The 16,869-nt window shown below is 71.2% G+C and carries 12 protein-coding genes and 1 riboswitch; of the genes, 4 read left to right on the forward strand and 8 right to left on the reverse strand.

Annotation, left to right across the window (positions count from 1 at the left end; translation table 11 throughout):
* Positions 1-49: 49 nt before the first annotated feature.
* From BLT28_RS18945 to gltB, 4 genes are all read right to left on the reverse strand, one after another.
* Positions 50-880 carry a TauD/TfdA dioxygenase family protein gene (locus BLT28_RS18945; protein WP_030430939.1) on the reverse strand — a complete coding sequence of 277 codons (831 nt, stop codon included), beginning with the start codon at positions 878-880 and terminating at the stop codon, positions 50-52.
* 11 nt (positions 881-891) lie between these two features.
* Entirely contained in the window at positions 892-1,872 is a 981-nt protein-coding gene (locus tag BLT28_RS18950) for an L-tyrosine/L-tryptophan isonitrile synthase family protein (RefSeq protein ID WP_030430938.1), read from the reverse strand.
* Positions 1,873-2,103: 231 nt separating this feature from the next.
* Positions 2,104-3,609 carry a glutamate synthase subunit beta gene (locus tag BLT28_RS18955; RefSeq protein ID WP_030430937.1) on the reverse strand — a complete coding sequence of 502 codons (1,506 nt, stop codon included), beginning with the start codon at positions 3,607-3,609 and terminating at the stop codon, positions 2,104-2,106.
* Positions 3,602-8,158 (reverse strand): glutamate synthase large subunit, encoded by a 4,557-nt coding sequence (gene gltB / locus BLT28_RS18960; RefSeq protein WP_030430936.1) that lies wholly within the window; start codon positions 8,156-8,158, stop codon positions 3,602-3,604. Before gltB ends, BLT28_RS18955 begins: the two co-directional genes overlap by 8 nt.
* Before the next feature lie 262 nt (positions 8,159-8,420).
* A riboswitch (cobalamin riboswitch) is annotated at positions 8,421-8,541 on the forward strand.
* A gap of 20 nt (positions 8,542-8,561) precedes the next feature.
* On the opposite strand from gltB, the gene BLT28_RS18965 reads away from it, so the two are divergent.
* Genes BLT28_RS18965 through BLT28_RS18975 form a run of 3 tightly spaced genes read left to right on the forward strand, consistent with a single transcriptional unit; the run spans position 8,562 to position 11,334 of the window.
* A complete protein-coding gene (locus tag BLT28_RS18965; RefSeq protein ID WP_231950341.1) occupies positions 8,562-9,518 on the forward strand; it encodes an ABC transporter substrate-binding protein in 957 nt (318 codons plus the stop codon).
* On the forward strand, positions 9,515-10,561 hold the full coding sequence (locus BLT28_RS18970; RefSeq protein ID WP_030430934.1) for a FecCD family ABC transporter permease: 1,047 nt from the start codon (positions 9,515-9,517) through the stop codon (positions 10,559-10,561). Before BLT28_RS18965 ends, BLT28_RS18970 begins: the two co-directional genes overlap by 4 nt.
* Positions 10,561-11,334: an ABC transporter ATP-binding protein gene (locus BLT28_RS18975; RefSeq protein ID WP_030430933.1), complete on the forward strand. Its 774-nt coding sequence runs from the start codon at positions 10,561-10,563 to the stop codon at positions 11,332-11,334. The genes BLT28_RS18970 and BLT28_RS18975 overlap by 1 nt, the downstream gene beginning before the upstream one ends.
* Here the strand turns inward: BLT28_RS18975 and dctA are convergent.
* Positions 11,324-12,694, reverse strand: coding sequence for a C4-dicarboxylate transporter DctA (gene dctA, locus BLT28_RS18980; protein WP_052407586.1), 1,371 nt, complete (start codon positions 12,692-12,694; stop codon positions 11,324-11,326). The two genes, BLT28_RS18975 and dctA, sit on opposite strands and share 11 nt — an antisense overlap.
* A gap of 162 nt (positions 12,695-12,856) precedes the next feature.
* Between dctA and BLT28_RS18985 the strand changes: the two genes are divergently transcribed.
* On the forward strand, positions 12,857-13,789 hold the full coding sequence (locus BLT28_RS18985) for a TAXI family TRAP transporter solute-binding subunit (RefSeq protein WP_030430931.1): 933 nt from the start codon (positions 12,857-12,859) through the stop codon (positions 13,787-13,789).
* A 38-nt stretch (positions 13,790-13,827) separates the two neighbouring features.
* Here the strand turns inward: BLT28_RS18985 and BLT28_RS18990 are convergent, their stop codons facing one another.
* From BLT28_RS18990 to lgt, 3 genes are read right to left on the reverse strand one after another with little or no spacing between them, the layout of a single operon-like run.
* On the reverse strand, positions 13,828-15,192 hold the full coding sequence (locus tag BLT28_RS18990; protein WP_030430930.1) for a sensor histidine kinase: 1,365 nt from the start codon (positions 15,190-15,192) through the stop codon (positions 13,828-13,830).
* 3 nt (positions 15,193-15,195) lie between these two features.
* On the reverse strand, positions 15,196-15,861 hold the full coding sequence (locus BLT28_RS18995; protein WP_030430929.1) for a response regulator transcription factor: 666 nt from the start codon (positions 15,859-15,861) through the stop codon (positions 15,196-15,198).
* 11 nt (positions 15,862-15,872) lie between these two features.
* Complete coding sequence (gene lgt, locus BLT28_RS19000) at positions 15,873-16,865, reverse strand: prolipoprotein diacylglyceryl transferase (protein ID WP_081900464.1); 993 nt, start codon at positions 16,863-16,865, stop codon at positions 15,873-15,875.
* Positions 16,866-16,869 lie beyond the last annotated feature (4 nt).

Below are 16,869 nucleotides of genomic sequence, written 5' to 3' on the forward strand. Positions count from 1 at the left end.
CGCACGCGAGGGCCGACCGGGTGCGGGTGTCCCGCAAGATGCTGCGTCTTCATAGCGCGGGGTTCTTGAAAGGCGGGTCGCCGAGCACGTGCACGCGGCGCAGGTGCCGGGGTGCGCGGTGGGTGAACGCCTCGCGGCCGTGCAGCAGCGTGTAGTTGTCGGTGATCACCAGATCGCCGTCCACCCAGTCGTGCGCGTAGTAGTGGCGCGGGTCGTAGAGCGCCTTCTGGAGTTCTTCAAGCAGCGCAGGCACATCCTCGTCGGCCACGCCGTCGAAGCTGTGGCTCGGCCGGTTGAGGAACGTCGCATCGTCGGCGATGGGCGGCTCGTTGAACCTCATCGTCGGTGCACCAGTGGCCGGATGCGGCACCACCAAAGGAGAAACCGCCTGGCCGCCGTAGTGCACCTTGTTCTGGATCCGGTAGGTCACGGTGACGCGGCTCCACCGCTCGACCGTCTCCGGGCCTGCGGAGGCGAGCACACCACTGGAGTCGCTGAACGTGGTGCGACCGCCGTTGCCCTCGCCGGGCGCGCTCACGCACTGGAAGACCTGGAACTCCGGGATCAGCGGCTTGTACATGCCGTCCCAGTGCAGCGGGACGTAGCTGTGGTCGAAGATGTGGTCGGTCGGCTCCTCGGCCTCGACCAGTTCGAGCACGGCGCCGAACGGCCACATCATGATCTCGCCCAGGGTGCCGCACCACGCCGTCAGGTCCTCGGCGTCGGCGAAGTTGCGGAACCCGCGCAGCACGAGGATGTGGTGCTCGCGGACGAGCGCGCGCAGCTCCTCCGGGGCCAGTGCCGACGGGTTCGCGCCCGGCGAGGCTGCCTGGACGAGCACGCCGAACGGCCCGAGCTTCTGGTGCTGTGCAAGAGACATGTCGGTTTCCTTCAGCCGGTGAGGCGGGACAGGACGTAGTGGCTGGGCCGACCGCCCCGCCGGACGAGGGTGGCGCCGAGGCGTTCGGCGTCGGCGCGCTTGGCCAGCTCCGGGCGTCCGTCGACCATCACGGCGACGCCGTGCCAGGGAGTCAGCCAGGTGTCGGCCGTCTCCATCAGCAGCACGCCGAGCTTCTCCGCGCCGCACGGCTGCGGGTGGATCGAAAGGCGGACCGCGTCGGTGAAGCGCTCGGCGAGCAGCGCTCCCCATGCCCGGCTGCGCTGGATGACCCCGTAGGCGCGGCGCCGGGCCTCGCGCAGCGCGGCCGCCCTGCTGCCCTCGTAGTCGGGACCGAGCTGGTCCTCGAACAGGAACCGCGTCATGCCGCGGTAGATGCTCAGCGCCTGACCGCCCGCCTTCACCTCGGCGCGCACCGACTCCAGTGGTTCGGCGTAGTGGGTCACCAGGTGCTCGCGCATCGCCGAGTGGTCGTCGAACCCCAGGTGCACGTCGTCGAGGTCGAAGACGTCCAGCCGCTCCGCGCCGATCCGATCGATCATCGCGAGCAGTTCGGTGCGGTAGGCGGTGACGTCGGAGTCCGGAACGCCGATCAGGTCACCGAAAACCCGTCCGTCGGAGCAGATCACGAAGCGCGCGCCGGGCGGGTAGACGCGTTCGACCCGATCGCACACCGACTGCAGGAACTCCAGCGCGACCCGCTCGGCCATGTCCGGCAGGTGGCTGAGCGTCTTCGCGCGGTTCGGCGACTTCGCCGGGAACGCGGGCAGCACCAGCTGGATCTCGCGTCCCGTCGCCATGGCCGCCGCGATCTTGCGCAGATGCGGAGCGGCGCAGGCGGAACAGCGCTCGGGGTGCTCGCCGGGCAGCCGCCGCTGGTAGGCCATGAGCAGGCGGAGGACGGCGTCGGCCGGGTCGTCGCCACCGGGGCGCGAGATCGGCACGACCTCGCCCGGCAGCACCGTCTTCACCATCGCCGAACTCCCCTCGCGGCTCGCCTGACCAACCGGTCGCCGAGCCTGCCAATGGAGGTTCAATTTCGAACAATCCCACGTAGCCATAGCTTGGCGCTATGCCCCCGCGCGCACCCCGCCGGATGTCGGGTCATTCGAGAACTCGAAGCGGGCGAACCAGTCGATCGGCCTAGACCGCGAGCACGAGAACGGCCCCCGGACATCGTCGTCCGGGGGCCGTGGGAGAAGCGGTCAGACCACGGAGAGCGGAATGGCCGTGGGGTGCACCGGGGCGGGCAGGTCCGAGGCGCCGGTGAGGTAGGTGTCCACCGCGTTGGCCACCGAACGGCCCTCCGCGATCGCCCACACCACAAGGGAAGCGCCGCGGTGCGCGTCACCGCAGACGAACACGCCGGGCGAGCTGGTCTGCCAGTCGGTGCCGCAGGACAGCGTGCCGCGCGGGGTCAGCGCCAGCCCGAGGTCGTCGAGCAGCCGCATGTGCTCGACCCCCTCGAAACCGATCGCCAGCAGGGCCAGATCGCAGGGGATCTCCTCGACCTCCTCCGACCGCGGCACCACCCGGCGGCGGCCGGAGGCGTCGCGCTCCACCCGGACCTTGCGCAGCCGCACCGCCTTCACCTGACCGGACCCGTCGTCCACGAAGGACTCGACGGCGACCGCGAACAGCCGATCGCCGCCCTCCTCGTGCGCGGCGTAGGAGCGCAGCACCCACGGCCAGGTCGGCCACGGGGAGCGCTCGTCGTCGCGCACGGTCGGCGGCTGCGGGTACTGGTCGAGCTGGTAGACCCGGACCGCGCCCTGGCGGTGCGCCGTGCCGAGGCAGTCCGCCCCGGTGTCACCGCCGCCGATGATCACGACGTTCTTGCCAGCCGCGTCGATCGGGGTCGGGCCGTCGCCCTCGCAGAACTTGTTGGCGGGCACCAGGTGTTCCATCGCCAGGTGCACTCCGCGCAGCTGCCGCCCCGGGGTCTCCGGGGTGTCGCGCCCGCGCAGCGCGCCCACCGCGAGCACGATCGCGTCGAACTCCGCGCGCAGCTTCTCCACCGGCAGGTCGACGCCGACCTCGCAGTTGGTGATAAAGCGGGTGCCCTCGGCGCGCAGCTGGGCCAGCCTGCGGTCGAGGACCTTCTTCTCCATCTTGAACTCGGGGATCCCGTAGCGGAGCAGGCCGCCGAGCCGGTCGTCCCGCTCGAAGACGGTGACCTCGTGCCCCGCCCTGGTCAGCTGCTGGGCCGCAGCAAGACCGGCCGGACCGGAGCCGACCACGGCCACCTTCTTGCCGGTGGAGATCCCCGACGGCAGCGTCTCCACGGTGCCGGACTCCCAGGCCACGTCGGCGATCGCCTGCTCGACGCGCTTGATCGCCACCGCGCCGCCGGAGTCGTGCGAGATGGACAGCACGCAGGCCGCCTCGCACGGCGCCGGGCACAGCCGCCCGGTGAACTCCGGGAAGTTGTTGGTGGCGTGCAGGCGTTCCGACGCCTGCTCCCAGTCGCCCCTGCGCACCAGGTCGTTCCACTCCGGGATCAGGTTGCCCAGCGGGCAGCCCGCGGAACCGGAGTGGCAGAACGGGATGCCGCAGTCCATGCAGCGCGCCGCCTGGGTGCGGACCTGCTCGTCGCGCGCGGGCTGCTCGATCGCCTCGTAGACCTCGGCCCAGTCGCCGAGCCGGTCGTCCACCGGGCGCTTGGCGGCCTCGGCGCGGCGGTGCTTCAGGAAACCGTTCGGGTCAGCCACGGGACGCCTCCATGATCGCCGCGTCGACGTCGCGCCCCTCGGCGCGAGCGGAGCGCTCGGCTTCGAGGACGCGCTGGTAGTCCCTCGGCATGATCTTGGTGAACGCCGAGGAGCGGCGGGGCCAGTCGCCGAGCAGCGACGCGGCCACCGCGGAACCGGTGAGCTTGTGGTGCCGCTCCACGATCTCGCGCAACCACTTCAGGTCCTCCGGCCGCGGCCGCTGCAGCTCCACCATGGCCTGGTTGACCCGCAGCGGGTCGAGGTCGAGAACGTAGGCGACACCGCCGGACATGCCGGCCGCGACGTTGCGCCCGGTCGGCCCGAGCACCACCGCGCGCCCGCCGGTCATGTACTCGAAGGCGTGGTCGCCCGCGCCCTCGGACACCGCGACGAGGCCGGAGTTGCGCACGCAGAACCGCTCGCCGACCCGCCCGCGCAGGAAGATCTCGCCGCGGGTGCCGCCGTAGCCGATCACGTTGCCCGCGATCACCTGCTGCTCGGCGGCGAAGGTCGACTCCAGCGGCGGGCGCACGATGATCCGCCCGCCGGAGAGGCCCTTGCCGACGTAGTCGTTGGCGTCGCCGACCATCTCCAGCGTGATGCCCGGAGGCAGGAACGCGCCGAGCGACTGGCCCGCGGACCCGGTGAGCCGCACGTGGATCGTCTCGTCCGGCAGGCCCGCCCCGCCGAAGCGGCGGGTGACCTCGGAGCCGAGCAGCGTGCCGACGGTGCGGTTGACGTTGCGCACGGGGAGTTCGAGCCGGACCGGGTGCGCGTCCTCCAGCGCCGCCTCGGCGAGCTGGATCAGCGTGCGGTCCAGCGCCAGCTCGAGGCCGTGGTCCTGGCCGCGCAGCCGCCGCTTCGCCGGGCCGTACGGCGTTTCCGGCGTCGCGAAGACCGGGGTGAGGTCCAGGCCGGAGGCCTTCCAGTGCTCGACCGCGTCGTCGGTGTCCAGCAGCTCGGCGTGCCCGATGGCCTCGTCGAGCGTGCGGAACCCAAGCGCCGCAAGGTGTTCGCGCACCTCCTCGGCGATGAACTCGAAGAAGTTCACCACGAACTCGGCCTTGCCGGTGTAGCGCTTGCGCAGCTCCGGGTTCTGCGTCGCGATGCCCACCGGACAGGTGTCGAGGTGGCAGACGCGCATCATCACGCAGCCCGCCACGATCAGCGGCGCTGTGGCGAACCCGAACTCCTCGGCCCCGAGCAGCGCGGCCACGATCACGTCACGGCCGGTGCGCATGGCGCCGTCGACCTGGACGGTGATCCGGTCCCGCAGACCGTTGAGCATCAACGTCTGCTGGGTCTCGGCGAGGCCGATCTCCCACGGGGTGCCGGTGTGCTTGAGCGAGGTCAGCGGCGAGGCGCCGGTGCCGCCGTCGTGCCCGGAGATGAGCACCACGTCCGCGTGCGCCTTGGCCACCCCCGCCGCGACCGTGCCGACGCCGACCTCGCTGACCAGCTTCACGTGGATGCGGGCCTGCTCGTTGGCGTTCTTCAGGTCGTGGATGAGCTGCGCCAGGTCCTCGATCGAGTAGATGTCGTGGTGCGGCGGCGGTGAGATCAGCGCGACGCCCGGCGTGGAGTGCCGGGTCCGGGCGATCCACGGGTAGACCTTGTAGCCGGGCAGCTGACCGCCCTCGCCGGGCTTCGCGCCCTGCGCCATCTTGATCTGGATGTCCGTGCCGTTGACCAGGTACTCGCTGGTGACGCCGAACCGGCCGCTGGCGACCTGCTTGACCGCCGAGCGGCGCTCGGGGTCGTAGAGCCGCTCCGGGTCCTCGCCGCCCTCACCGCTGTTGGACCGGCCACCGAGCTGGTTCATCGCGATGGCGAGGGTTTCGTGCGCCTCGGCCGAGACCGAGCCGTAGGACATCGCGCCGGTGTTGAACCGCTTCACGATGGAGGCGACCGACTCGACCTCCTCGATCGGGATCGGCTCCCGCGCCTCGGTGCGCAGCTTGAACAGCCCGCGCAGCGTGCCGCCCGTGCGCGCCAGCGCCTCCACCTCTTCGGTGTAGCGGCGGTAGACCTCCTTGCGGCGGGTCTTGGTCGCGTGCTGGAGCAGGAACACCGTCTCCGGGTTGAACAGGTGCAGCTCGCCCTCGCGGCGGTAGTAGTACTCGCCGCCGACGTCGAGCTTGCGGTGCGCGCGGTCGGACGGGTTGTCCGGGTAGGCCGTCCGGTGCCGGGCCGCGGCCTCCGCGGCGATCACGTCGAGGCCGACGCCGCCGAGCTTGGACACGGTGCCGCAGAAGTACTCGTCGACCAGGTCCTGGGACAGGCCGAGGGCCTCGAAGACCTGAGCGGCGGTGTAGGCGCCGACGGTGGAGATGCCCATCTTGGACATCACCTTGAGCACGCCCTTGACCAGCGCCTGGATGTAGTTCTTGATCGCCTTCTCCGGTGCGATCCCGGTGATCGCCCCGTGCGAGATCATGTCCTCGATGGTCTCGAAGGCCAGGTACGGGTTGACCGCGGCGGCGCCGAAGCCCAGCAGCAGCGCGATGTGGTGCACCTCGCGGGCGTCGCCGCTCTCCACCACCAGCGCCACCCGCAGCCGCTCCTTGGTGCGCACCAGGTGGTGGTGCACCGCGGAGACCAGCAGCAGCGACGGGATCGGCGCGCGCTTGTGGTCGGAGTCGCGGTCGGAGAGCACCAGCGTGCGCGCGCCCGCGGCGATGGCCTCGGAGGCCTCGCGGCGCACCCGCTGGATCGCCTCGGCGAGCGCGAGCCCTCCACCGTCCACTTCGTACAGTCCGGAAAGGACGGTGCAGGCGAAGCCGGGCAGGTCGCCGTCGTCGTTGACGTGGATGAGCTTGGCCAGCTCGTCGTTGTCGATGACCGGATAGGGCAGTTCGATGTGCCGACAGGAGGCGGGGCCTGGCTCCAGCAGGTTCTGCTCCGGGCCCATCACGCGCGCGACCGAGGTGACGATCTCCTCGCGGATCGCGTCCAGCGGCGGGTTGGTGACCTGCGCGAAGTTCTGCTTGAAGTAGTCGTAGAGCAACCGCGGGCGCTGCGAGAGCGCGGCGACCGGGGTGTCCGAACCCATGGAGCCCAACGGTTCCACGCCGCCGGTGACCATCGGCGAGAGCAGGACGCGCAGCTCCTCCTCGGTGTAGCCGAAGGTGAGCTGGCGGCGCACCACGGACTCGTGGCTCTGCACCACGTGCTCGCGGTCGGGCAGATCGGCCAGGTGCAGCAGTCCCGCGTGCACCCACTCGTCGTAGGGCAGCCGGCCGCCGAGCTCGGCCTTGAACTCGGTGTCGTCGATGATCCGTCCGGCCTTGGTGTCCACCAGGAACATCCGGCCCGGCTGCAGGCGGCCCTTGGCCACGACCTCCGACGGCGGCACGTCCAGCACGCCGGTCTCGCTGGCCAGCACGATGCGGTCGTCCGCGGTCTGCCACCAGCGCGCCGGGCGCAGGCCGTTGCGGTCCAGCACCGCGCCGACGAGCGTGCCGTCGGTGAAGGTGACGCAGGCCGGGCCGTCCCACGGCTCCATCAGGCTGGCGTGGAAGCGGTAGAACGCACGCCGCGCCGGATCCATGTCCGGCGTGTTCTCCCACGCCTCGGGGATCATCATCATCACCGCGTGCGGCAGGCTGCGGCCGCCCAGGTGCAGCAGCTCCAGCACCTCGTCGAAGGAGGCGGAGTCAGAGCCGTCCGGGGTGCAGATCGGGAACAGCCTGCTGAGGTCGCCCGGGATCAGGTCGCTGGCCAGCAGCGCCTCCCGCGAGCGCATGCGGTTGCGGTTGCCGCGGATGGTGTTGATCTCACCGTTGTGCGCGACGTAGCGGAACGGGTGCGCCAGCGGCCACGAGGGGAACGTGTTCGTGGAGAACCGGCTGTGCACCAACGCGATCGCGCTCTCCAGCCGCTCGTCGCGCAGGTCGGGGAAGAACGCGGGCAGCTGCGCGGTGGTCAGCATCCCCTTGTACACCAACGTCCGCGAGGACAGCGACGGGAAGTACACGCCGCAGCCCGCGCGCTCGCTCTCCACCTCGGCGCGCTTGCGCAGGCAGAAGGCGAGGCGGTCCAGCGCGATGCCGGACGGGAGCTCGTCCCCGGCCCCCGTCACCACCAGCAGCGCGAAGTGCGGCATCACCGAACGGGCGGTGGGGCCCACGTCGGCGGCGTCGGGGTCGACCGGAACCTCGCGCCAGCCCAGCACCCGCAGGCCCTCGTCGGTGGCGATGCGCTCGATCAGCGCGACCGCCTCGGCGCGGCGCTCGGGATCGGCGGGCAGGAGACCCATCCCGGCCGCGTAGCGGGCGTCGCCGTGCTCGTCCGGCTCGGGCAGGCCCGGCAGCTCGGCGCGCAGCAGCGCGTCCGGGAGCTGGAGCAGGATGCCCGCGCCGTCACCGCTGGTCGGCTCGGCACCGGCGGCGCCGCGGTGTTCCAGGTTCGCCAAGGCCGTCAACGCGTCGGTCACGATCCCGTGGGAACGGCGGCCCAAGATGTCGGCCACCATCGCGACACCACAGGCGTCGCGTTCCGTGCTGGGGTCGTAGAGACCTTGCCGGCCAGGGATGGCGGAGAAGATCACGCGCAGACCTCCCTCGTCGTCCTCGTGCAGTCCAAAGGTGGGGGCTGCGGGACGACGGTGGCCCGCTGAGAGCGCCTGGGATATGCCACAGGCAGCGTGTTTGTTACGGGGACTGTAACAGCCCGGAAATAACGGGGCATCATCTTCTGGGTGGTATCCCACACCGGGGCGTAACGATTCGTGTGGTCGACACGATGTAGCGCCCGACGTAGCAGTACGCGCGTCCTGGGTTCTGGCCAGGTGAGACGTGAGTGTACTGGTAACTTTTCCTCGCCCGCTCGGTAGCGAAGTCCGGTGCGATCCCGGCGCTGTCCCGCAACTGTGATGGCCTGCTCAGCCCGAGCCGGTCGAGCCAGGTCGCCTTCCGCGCGCGCTCGACATCCGACACTCCCGCACCGAGGACGTGAGACGAGTGCTGTTCCGTCGCCTGACCGCCGCGCTGACCGTGGCCGCGGTCGCCCTGACCGGCTGCGCCACCCGCCAGCCCGCTCCCTCCCCCACCACCCCGGCCGCCGCCGACTTCCCGGTGGAGGTGAGCGTTCCCGGCGGCTCGACGGGGCTGAAGCTGGAGAAGCGGCCGGAGCGGATCATCTCGCTCAACCCGAGCAGCACCGAGGTGCTCTACGCGGTGGGCGCGGGCAAGCAGGTCGTCGCCGTGGACGACCAGTCCACCTTCCCGGCCGAGGCGCCCAAGACCACGCTGTCCGGCTTCAAGCCGAACCTGGAGGCCATCGCCAACCAGAAGCCGGACCTGGTGCTGGCCTCCAACGACATCGACAACCTGGTCGCCGGGCTCGGGCAACTGAAGATCCAGGTGCTGCTGGTACCGCCCGCCAAGACCTTGGACGAGACGTTCGCCCAGGTCAGCGCCGTGGGCAAGGCCACGGGGCACGCTGCGGCCGGCGAGGCGCTCGCCCAGCGGATGCGCGCCGACATCGACAAGATCGTCGGGGAGACGCGCAAGGCCGTGTCGTCCTCCGGCAAACCGATGAGCTACTACCACGAGCTGGACAACTCCCTCTACAGCGTCAGCTCCAAGACCTTCGTCGGGCACGTCTACTCGCGCTTCGGGCTGGTCAACATCGCCGACGAGGCGGACAAGAGCAACAGCGGCTACCCGCAGCTGAGCGCGGAGTACCTGGTCAAGGCCAACCCCGACCTGATCTTCCTCGCCGACACCAAGTGCTGCGGCCAGAACGCGCAGACCGTGGCCGCCCGCCCGGGCTGGCAGACGGTCACCGCCGTGAAGAACAACGGTGTGATCGCGCTGGACGACGACATCGCCTCCCGCTGGGGCCCGCGTGTGGTGGACCTCGTCCGCACCGTCTCCTCGGCCGTCTCGGCAGCCGCCGCCAAGTGAGCGATCCGCGGCCGACCAGGCTCACCTGGCGGCAGGTGGCGGTCGGCGGCGCGCTGCTGGTGGTCGTGGTCGTCGCGTCGGTGCTGCTCGGCGCGATCGACCTCGGGTGGGGCCGGGTGCTCACCGAGTTCTGGGCGCAGCTGACCGGCGGGGAGTCCCCGCTGTCGGAGCAGGAGGCCGCGATCCTCTGGCAGATCCGGGTGCCCAGGGTGGTCCTCGGCTGTCTGGTCGGCGGCGCGCTCGCGATCTCCGGCGCGGCCTTCCAGGGCGTGTTCCGCAACCCGCTGGCCGACCCGTACCTGCTGGGCGCGGCGGCCGGGGCGGGCCTCGCGGCCACCCTCATGGTCTTCGCGGTGCCCGCCGCCCAGGAGCTGGTGCAGGGCTGGGTGGTCGGGCCGCTGCCGCTGGCGGCGTTCCTCGGCGCGCTCGGCGGGGTCGGGCTGACCTGGGCGCTCGGCCGTTCCGCCGGAAGCGGGACGGCAACGCTCGTGCTGGCCGGGGTCGCGGTCGCCTCGTTCCTCACCGCGGTGCAGACCTTCGTCCAGCAGCTCAACGTGGACAACCTGCGGGTGATCTACAACTGGATGCTCGGCGGGCTCGGCACCACGGGGTGGAACGAGGTCCTGCTGATCCTGCCCTACGTCGCCGTCTCCTCCGCGGTGCTGTGCGCGAGCGGTCGCCTGATCGACGTCCTCGGTGTCGGGGACGAGGAGGCCGGGGCCCTCGGCCTGCGCCCGGCCCGCGTGCGGCTGCTGGTGCTCGTCGCCGCCTCCCTGGCGACCGCGGCGGCAGTCTCGGTGAGCGGCCTGATCGGCTTCGTGGGAATCGTCGTGCCGCACGTGATCCGGCTGATGGTGGCGGGCAGCTACCGGGTGCTCGTGCCGCTCTCGCTGATCGGCGGCGCGATCTTCCTCGCCGCGGCCGACGTCGCCGCGCGCACGCTGATGGCGCCTTCGGAGCTGCCCATCGGCGTGATCACCGCGTTCACCGGCGCGCCGTTCTTCGCCTTCGTGCTGCGGGCCACCCGCAAGGAGCGTGCGTGATGGCGGAGCTGGAGCTGCGGTCGGTCTCCGCGGGCTACAAGGGCGAGATGGTGGTGCGGGAGGTGACCGCCCGGCTGCCCCGGGGTTCCTGGCTGGCGATCATCGGCCCGAACGGCGCGGGCAAGTCCACCCTGCTCAAGGCGATCACCGGGATCACCGAGCACAGCGGGGAGATCCTGCTCGACGGCGCGCCCATCCGCGCGATGAGCGCGCGGGAACGGGCGCGCGCGGTCGGCTACGCGCCGCAGACCCCGGTGGTGCCGGAGGGGCTGACCGTCACCGACTACGCGCTGCTGGGCCGGACCCCGCACCTCGGCCTGCTGGCCCGCGAGGGGCGCTCCGACCTGGTGATCGTGCGCGAGGTGCTGGCCCGGCTCGACCTCGACCACCTCGCCGACCGTCCACTGAGGACACTGTCCGGCGGCGAACGGCAACGTGCCGTGCTGGCAAGGGTTCTGGCCCAGCAGGCGGGCCTGCTGCTGCTCGACGAGCCCACGACGGGCCTGGACGTCGGGCACGCCCAGGCCCTGCTGGAGCTGGTCGACCGGCTGCGGCGGGCCGACGGCACCACCGTGGTCAGCACGCTGCACGACCTGACCCTGGCCGCCCAGTACGCCGACGAGCTGGTCCTCGTCGACAACGGCGACGTGGTGGCCGTCGGGCCGCCCACCGAGGTGCTGACCGTCGAACGGGTCGCGACGCACTACGGCGCCAAGGTCGCGATCCTCGCCGCGCCGGACGGCACCCCGGTGGTGACCCCGGTCAGGACTTGACCGGCTCCTTGTCCTCGGCGTCGGCCCGCATCAGCTCGTCCATGTCCACAAGGGACGGATTGTCCAGGACCTCGTTGAGGCGGTCGCGGTCCAGCGCGTTCTGCCAGCGCGCCACCACGAGCGTCGCGACACCGTTGCCGACCAGGTTGGTCAGCGCGCGGGCCTCGGACATGAACCGGTCGATGCCGACGATCAGCGCGATGCCCACCACCGGGATGGTGTCGCCGAAGGCCTGCAGCGAGGCGGCGAGCGTGATCAGCCCGGCGCCGGTGACGCCCGCGGCGCCCTTGCTGGAGAGCAGCATGAACAGCAGCAGGCCGATCTGGGTCCAGATCGACAGCTCCACCCCGGTGGCCTGGGCGATGAAGATCGCGCCCATGGTCAGGTAGATGCAGGTGCCGTCCAGGTTGAACGAGTAGCCGGTCGGGATCGTCAGGCCCACCACGGACTTCTGCGCGCCCGCGGCCTCCATCTTCACCAGCATCCTGGGCAGCACCGCCTCGCTGGAGGAGGTGCCCAGCACGATCAGCAGCTCGTCCTTGATGAACCGGACGAACTTCAGCACGCTGAACCCGGCGAGCCGGGAGACGATGCCGAGCACGACGACCACGAACAGCACGCAGGTCGCGTAGAAGGCGATCATCAGGAACGCCAGCCCGGTCAGCACCTTGCTGCCGTACTTGCCGATGGTGAAGGCCATGCCGCCGAAGGCGCCGACCGGGGCCGCGTACATGACGACCTTGATCACGCCGAACATCACCTTGGCGACGGTGTCCAGCGCGTCGATGACCTTCTTGCCGCGCTCGCCCATGAACGACACGGCGACCGCGACGAGAACCGCCACCACCAGCACCTGGATCAGCTGCCCCGAGGTGAACGCGCCGACGAAGGACTCCGGCACCAGGTGCAGGATGAACCCGGTGAAGCCGTCGGTGTCCTTGGCCTTGGCGATGGTGTCCGCGGCCTCACCGGCGTTGATCGGCATGTTCAGGTCGGCGCCCGGCTTGAACACGTTGACCACGACCAGGCCGATGACCAGCGCCAGCAACGTCATCGCGGTGAAGTACAGGATCGTCCGCAGCGCCAGCCCGCCCGCCTTGGCCAGGTTGCCCAGTCCGGCGATGCCCACCACGATCGTGCAGAAGATCGTCGGCGCGATGACCATCTTCACCAGGTTGACGAAGAAGTCCGCGAGCCACTTCATCTCGCTGGCCTGCTTGGGGAAGACCAGACCGACGATCACGCCGAGGGCGATCGAGACCAGGACCCAGAAGTACAGGTGCCGGTAGATCGGTTTCCGTGCCGATGCTTGACCCCGCGAACGGATCTGCGGTGTGGACGTTCGACCTGCGTCGGCCATCGACCCTCCTCGGGCTGCGTTGCGTGCGGACGGTTGCGCGGAATGTTGACCGCTCACGAAACGCGAGGACAACGGCCTGGCCCGAAACTTCAGACTCGTCTGACGTAGCCGCAACGTCCGCGTGATACCGCTTTCACGTTCAAGAGGTACTACTCTCCGCCCATGGTCTCCCGCCCGCTGAGCCGCCGCGCGCTGATCGCCGGCGCGGGCGCGGGCCTGCTCGCCGGGTGCACCGCGCGCCCCGGCTCCGGGCTGCGGGAACTCGTCCTGGCCACCGGTCCGGACGGCGCGGTGTTCCAGAAGATCGGCGGGGCCATCGCCACCCTGCTGGCCAACGCGCTGCCCGGGGTGGCGGTGCGGGCCCGGCCCAGCAGCGCGTCGGTGGAGAACCTGCACCTGCTCAACCGGGGCGAGGCGCAGCTCGCACTGTCCTCTTTGGACGCGATCTCCGAGCACCCCGACACCTCGATACACGGCATCAGCGCCGTCGGCAGGCTCTACGACAGCTTCCTGCACCTGGTCGTGCCCGCGGGCGGCCCGATCCGCCACTTCGGCGACCTCGCGGGCAAGCGCGTGTCGACCGGGGCGGGCGGCTCCGGGACCGAGTTCATCGTGGCCAACCTGCGCCGGGTCACCGGGGTGTCGTTCACGCCCGTGCTGCTCAACCAGCAGGAGTCCGCCGCCGCGCTGGCGCAGGGTTCGCTGGACGCCTTCTTCACCCTCACCGGCATCCCCACCCCGGCGATCACCGACCTGGAACGGCACACCAGGATCCGCCTGGTGCCGCTCGTGGCGCAGGCCCAGGCCCTCGCCCGGCTGCCCTCCGGCTACTACCTGCCCGCCACCATCCCGGCCACCACCTACGGCGCGATCCCGCCGTGTCCCACCGTCGTCACCCCGAACTTGTTGCTGGCCAGGGACGACGTGCCCGACGACGTGGTGGAGACGGTGACTCGCACCGTCTTCGTCGAGGCCCCCACGATCGCCGCGGACCGCCCCGAGGCCCGGCGCATCAACATCCGCACCGGCATCTCCACCGGCCCGATCCCCCTGCACTCCGGCGCCGCCCGGTGGTTCCGCGCCGTGAAGGGCTGAGCCCCTTACGCGCTGAACGAGTCGTTCAGGATGCGCGGTCAGTCGGCGGCGGGCAGGCGGACCACGGCGTCGAGGCCGTGCGGGCCGGGCGAGAGCAGTTCGAGTTCGCCACCGGCCGCGGTGACGAGTTCGGCGCAGATCGCCAGGCCGAGGCCGGTGCCCGCGATGTTCTGGTGCCGCGGCGATCGCCAGAACCGGTCCAGCGCCGCCGCGCGTTCGTCCTCCGGCAGCCCGGTGCCGTCGTCGACCACGTGCAGCTCGACCATGTCGCCGACCCGCTCCGCGCGCACCACGATCTCGCTGCCCCCGGAGAGGCGGACGGCGTTGCCCACCAACTCGTCCAGCACGCTGCCGAGACCGCCGGGCGGTTCCAGTGCGCGCAGCCCCTGCGGGATGTCGACGTGCAGCTCGATCTCCGCCCGCAGCGCCGAAGCCGCCCACGCGGGTTCGTGCGTGGCCACCAAGGCGTCCAGCTCAACGGGCTCGGCCGCGGCCGCACTGTCCAGGCGGGTCGCGGCGAGCAGCGCGTCGAGGACGCGGCCCATCTCCGCGGCTTCCTCGACGGCGATCTCGTGCGCTTGGCGAGCCGCTTCGGAGTGCAGGTGCGGCTGCAGGTTCTCCACCGCGAGGCGCAGGCTGGCCAACGGGTTGCGCAACTGGTGCGAGGCGTCGGCGACGAAGGCGCGCTGGCGGCGCAGCGCCCGGCCGACCACGTCGACCATGCTGTTGAACGACACCGCGAGCCGCCGCAGCTCCGGCGGCCCGTCCACGTCCGCCCTGGTGTCGAGCTCACCGCCGGCCACCCGCGCGGTCGCCTCGTCGAGCTGGTGGATCGGCCGGAGCACCCACCGCGAGATCGGCCAGGCCACCGCGACCAGCGCCAGCATCGGGACCAGCCCGACCAGCACCAGCAGCCACCAGATCCGGGCGATCTGCGTGCGCAACGACTCCGTCGAGGACACGGTCACCACCGAGGCCACGACCTCGCTGTCCCGGCCGACCGGCTCGACGACCACCAGCGGCGCCTCCCGCCACGGCCACACCACCTCCGGTGGGTCGGGTCGGTAGCCCGCGAAAGCCAGCTTCAGCTGCTCGGCGACCGTGGGCACGGTGAGGTCGAAGTTCTCCCGCGAGGCCAGGATGATCCGTCCGCCGGGGGCGACCAGCGCGGCCGGGCTGCTGTACAGCGCGTCGTAGCGGACCATCTCGTCCCGCAACGCCGTGGTGCGACCGGAGGACAGGGCGTTGTCGGCGATGGAGGCGAAGCGGCTGGCGTCGGCGAGGCGGTCGAGGTACATCCGCTGCGTCTCACCCTCGGCGATGGCCGTCGCCAGCGGGACCCCCATGGCCGCGGCGAGCACCACCAGCAGCGGCACCAGCACGCCGAGCAGCCTGCGCAGCACGGCTCACCTGGCCAGGCGGTAGCCGACGCCGCGAACGGTCTCGATCCGGACGTGCTCGCCGAGCTTGCCGCGCAGCGTCGCGATGTGCGTGTCGAGGCTGCGCGAACGCGCCTCCCAGCTGGTGTGCCACACCTGGTCGAGGATGTGGTCCCGGCTGACCACGCTGCCCGGACGCGCGACGAGCAGCGCGAGCACGTCGAACTCCTTGCGGGTCAACAGGATCTGCTCACCGTCCACAGTGGCCAGACGGGAGGACAGGTCGACCTTGAGCTTGCCGACCTCGATGGTCTCGGCGTCGGCCTCCGCACTGGCCCGCGCGGAGCGGGTGCGCCGCAGCACGGCCTCCACCCTCGCCAGCAGCTCGGCCGTGCCGAAGGGTTTGACCACGTAGTCGTCCGCGCCGCTGCGCAGGCCGAGAACGCGTTCCCGCTCCTCGCCGCGCGCGGTGACCGCGATGATCGCCATGCCCTCGGTCTGCCGCAGCCTGCGCAGCAGGTCCAGCCCGTCCGCGTCGGGCAGGCCCAGGTCGAGCAGGACGACGTCGGCGTGGCCCGCCTGCAGCGCTGCCGCCGCGGTCGCCACCCGGTGCACGTCGTAGCCGGCGTGCTGCAACGCGGTCACCAGGCCGCGTGCAACTCGGTCATCGTCCTCGACGACGAGGATGCGCATGGGGACCGATGTTAGGGCGTCTTATCGGTCTTGGTGGGGTCCGGAGTCACGGACTCGGCGGGCTTTTCCTCAGCGGCCTTTTCCTCAGCGGCCGGCTCGGGCTCGGCCGCCTCCTCCGGTTCGCGCTCGGCCCGCAGCGCGGCCAGGTCCTCGCGTTCCCCTCGCTTCTTGGCCAGCACCAGGTAGATCACCGCGCCGATGAAGACGATGACCGAGGTGAACACGTTGATCCGGATGCCCGCGATGAGCGTGGCGTGGTCCTCGCGCATGATCTCGATCCAGAACCGGCCCGCGGTGTAGCCCGCCACGTAGAGCGCGAACACCCGGCCGTGGCCGAGGCGGAACCGCCGGTCGGCCCAGACGATCAGCGCGGCGACGCCGAGGTTCCACAGCAGCTCGTAGAGGAACGTCGGGTGCACCACCGCGATCGGCGTGTGGTCCATGGCCACGCCGCCGAGCGGGTCCTCCAGGTTGGTGACCGGGTCGATCCTGCGGTAGATCTCCAGGCCCCACGGCAGGTCCGTCGGGCCGCCGTAGAGCTCCTGGTTGAACCAGTTGCCGAGGCGGCCGATGGCCTGCGCGACCACGATGCCCGGCGCGACCGCGTCGGCGAAGGCCGGCAACGGGATGCCCCGCCTGCGGCAGGCGATCAGCGCGCCGACCGCGCCCAGCGCGATGGCGCCCCAGATGCCGAGGCCGCCCTGCCAGATCTTCAGCGCGTCCACCGGGTTGCCGCCGGGGCCGAAGTACTTCGGCCAGTCCGTCGCCACGTGGTAGAGCCGCCCGCCGACGAGCCCGAACGGCACGGCGAAGACCGCGATGTCGGTGACCGCGCCCTTCTCCCCGCCCCGGGCGACGAAGCGGCGCTCGCCCCAGGCGATGGCCACCACGATGCCCGCGATGATGCAGAGCGCGTACGCGCGGAGCGGGATCGGGCCGATGTACCAAACCCCCCGGTCGGGGCTGGGGATCGTTGCCAGGATCGCGGAGACCGTTGCAGTCACGCCG

Source organism: Allokutzneria albata (assembly GCF_900103775.1).
GTDB lineage: Bacteria > Actinomycetota > Actinomycetes > Mycobacteriales > Pseudonocardiaceae > Allokutzneria > Allokutzneria albata.

Excerpts from the sequence above, each read along its gene's own strand:
- BLT28_RS18945 (WP_030430939.1), bottom strand. The coding sequence starts at position 880 with ATGTCTCTTGCACAGCACCAGAAGCTCGGGCCGTTCGGCGTGCTCGTC.
- BLT28_RS18950 (WP_030430938.1), bottom strand. The coding sequence starts at position 1,872 with ATGGTGAAGACGGTGCTGCCGGGCGAGGTCGTGCCGATCTCGCGCCCC.
- BLT28_RS18975 (WP_030430933.1), top strand. The coding sequence starts at position 10,561 with ATGGCGGAGCTGGAGCTGCGGTCGGTCTCCGCGGGCTACAAGGGCGAG.
- dctA (WP_052407586.1), bottom strand. The coding sequence starts at position 12,694 with ATGGCCGACGCAGGTCGAACGTCCACACCGCAGATCCGTTCGCGGGGT.
- BLT28_RS18985 (WP_030430931.1), top strand. The coding sequence starts at position 12,857 with ATGGTCTCCCGCCCGCTGAGCCGCCGCGCGCTGATCGCCGGCGCGGGC.
- BLT28_RS18995 (WP_030430929.1), bottom strand. The coding sequence starts at position 15,861 with ATGCGCATCCTCGTCGTCGAGGACGATGACCGAGTTGCACGCGGCCTG.